We start from the raw sequence: 2,677 nt of genomic DNA, 5'->3' as shown, positions 1-2,677 counted from the left end.
CTCGCACCATGGCGGCTCAAGCGCGCCGTAGAGTTCATCGAAATGAACCTAGCGACCCCGCTTCAACTCGTAGACATCGCGCGCGCCGCGGGCCTCAGTGGGGCGAGAATTTTCCAGTCCTTATTGAACTCACCGTCGAGAAGGAAAGTCTCACTTCAGTGTATAAGATCGGGAATGTAAACGACACGATTTGCTTAGAGTTTTGACTTTGGAGGACGAAGGTGTTGTATCGTTCAGCATTCTCGCGAATCCGGATAACAGATAGTGGACAATCGCATCGACTATCTCCGCACCTACCGACAATGCGCGTGCGGCGATGGTGCCTACTGAGGCGGCGTTTCCGGCCTGGTTGCGCTCCGGCCGTTGACGGCATTGCACCGACGCCAGTGCAGCCGTGCCTTGGTGCCGATTGGTATGAAAGGATGCAGCACTTTCTTGAAGCCCTTGATTGGTTACCGCGGCGGCGCATCGACGCCTTGGAAAGGCGTGTAGCCGTTAAATTTGTCTTTCTCGAAACGTCAGTCACGTCGATCATCCGGTCGTAATCGCATGTAATCACAGTGCTCATGAAAGTAGATGTCGACGGGTGAAAAAACTAAAAGTTGACGTGCGCACGGAACACGTCTATCAAAACGGCTGTCGATATTTGGTTGCTGAGCTTTGGTTACAGCCCGTTTGGCGCCGCGCCTTGAACGGATCTTCCCTTCAAAGATCGTTATTCTCGACCGCAACGCTTTTTTGCGTAGCGGTCATCTCTATTGCTATGAAAGGGTTCATCATGGCCGCTGGCGCCGTAAAATGGTTTAATTCCACCAAAGGCTTCGGCTTCATCCAGCCTGACAACGGCGACGCTGACGCATTCGTTCACATCTCTGCCGTCGAGCGCGCTGGAATGCGGGAAATCGTAGAAGGCCAGAAGATTGGCTTTGACTTGAGCGCGACAACAAGTCGGGCAAGGTGTCCGCTTGCAATCTGCAGGTTATTTAGTCCGTAACTGCTTTCCGTTGACCACTGATGTACTGGCACTGTTGAAAGCAGTTTATCCAATCGAGGTCAGGCGAGATCGCCTAGCTTTTTTTATGCCCGAACGGCAGCGGTCTTGTCGATCGCGTTCGCAATGCGGGCTCAAGCACGTGAGAGCTGATGACTGAGAAACCCGATGAGCTTCAGGCAATCAATACGGCATGGCAGATCGCCATACAGGAAATTCTAAGAATGGTCGTCCGGGATATGTACAAGACCGGCGACGAAGCCGTGTTCAGGTCGCATATAAGGCGCATCGAAGAAGCCGCGGTGGACAGTATCTATTCCGGCCTTACGTTGCGAGGAACTGACGAGTGGACAGAGGTTCTCGTTAAGGAGAAGGCGAGCAATTTCGTCACCACGCTTTTGACGTCGTTCACGTATGACAGAGTGTGAAACTGCGTCGGCCTCCTAGCTTTGTACAATTGCGATTTACGTCTCGACCCAGACCGAGCCTCATCAGCAGGTGCATCATCAACCCGATTTGGACGCTTAATTTGCTGATCGCATAGTTACCCAGGGAGAGATTGTCGCCCGATGGATCAGGATTCGTGCAGTGGCGGTCTGAAGGCCAATTGCGCTGGGCTGGTTCCCTGAGTCTATCGGTTCTTTAGCAGATACGCGCGAAATGGTCCCGACGGAATCGATGCCGTTTTCTCCCGCAAAGGCAAAATGCCCGTATCGGGATGAGGCCGGACGGAGCTCCGCGCTCTGTCTACATTCAGGTATATTATATGCCTGCCAAAGACGTCTGCCTCTCCAGAAGCTCAAGACGACGCGTTTGGCGTGCGGCGCGTTCTTCCGGATAATGTCAGCCACAAGCGTTGGGTATCATCTTATGAAAAAGTCTTAGGACGATCGCGCCGCGATTACCCCATGTTTTTCGATCCCAGCGCACCTGCGCATTGACTGAAGTCAGTCTAGCTCTTCGAAAAAGTCACAAATCAGTTCCGCGACTATCATCGCCTCCGATTCAGTCATGTGCGCCGCAGTTTCAATGGCGACCTCTTCCATGTCGTCTCGATCAACGGCGAGAAGGTCCAGTATTCTGGCAAACTTGATCTTGAGTTCGATGTCTTTATCAAACTCATCGATGGTTACCGTCAAAATGCTGGTATTTGCTTCGATCAGACGAGTCTGAATGCTGTCGGCAGACGCCGCGAGCGTTCGCACGGCTGCAAAGAACTGCTTCTTTGCATAGGGATGTTTCTCGTCCATTTTGCTACCTTTTTGCTTCAGCGCGGACCATTAGATGTCATGTTCAATGTAGGATAGCGGTCTCAGGGGCGTGCTCTGGTGGTCTATAGGAGCGGCGTTGGTGTGCACCAAACCACACAGCCGTTAGCACGTTGCCAAGCCACAAGCACTGTCAACGACGCTACGAAGAGTGACGGCCAAAGTCGAGCCGAGCACAACCACCTAAGGGGAGCAGTCTCGCCACGGAGCATAATGCGCTTTCGATGCTGACCACCACCCCCACTGAGTTTTTCGACTGATCTTTTAAGCCTGCCGTGCCTTGCGGTTGGCGTAACGCCGGTCGCGCTCGGCCTTGCGAGCAGCCTCGTCCTCGATCACGCGTGAAATGCGGTTCTTGTCGGCGGCTTCGCGCGCTTCGGCCTCAGCTCTTGCAGCAGCCGTGAGTGCCGCCTCGCGC

Annotated in this window: 2 protein-coding genes and 1 pseudogene; 2 read left to right on the top strand and 1 reads right to left on the bottom strand. The window is 53.7% G+C overall.

Translation table 11 applies throughout. The features are described from left to right. Nucleotides 1-778 precede the first annotated feature (778 nt). Together ASD00_RS32965 and ASD00_RS32960 are read left to right on the top strand one after the other, a co-directional pair. Nucleotides 779-987: pseudogene (locus ASD00_RS32965) on the top strand (cold-shock protein). A 156-nt stretch (nt 988-1,143) separates the two neighbouring features. After that, nucleotides 1,144-1,419: a hypothetical protein gene (locus ASD00_RS32960; protein ID WP_057211191.1), complete on the top strand. Its 276-nt coding sequence runs from the start codon at nt 1,144-1,146 to the stop codon at nt 1,417-1,419. A gap of 519 nt (nt 1,420-1,938) precedes the next feature. Here the strand turns inward: ASD00_RS32960 and ASD00_RS32955 are convergent. Then, nucleotides 1,939-2,241, bottom strand: a complete 303-nt coding sequence (locus tag ASD00_RS32955) for a hypothetical protein (protein WP_057211189.1) — start codon at nt 2,239-2,241, stop codon at nt 1,939-1,941. Between the last annotated feature and the right edge of the window lie 436 nt (nt 2,242-2,677).

The organism is Ensifer sp. Root31, from assembly GCF_001424825.1.
In the GTDB taxonomy this organism is placed as follows: domain Bacteria; phylum Pseudomonadota; class Alphaproteobacteria; order Rhizobiales; family Rhizobiaceae; genus Ensifer; species Ensifer canadensis.
This window is presented reverse-complemented; position numbering and strand designations above follow the sequence as displayed.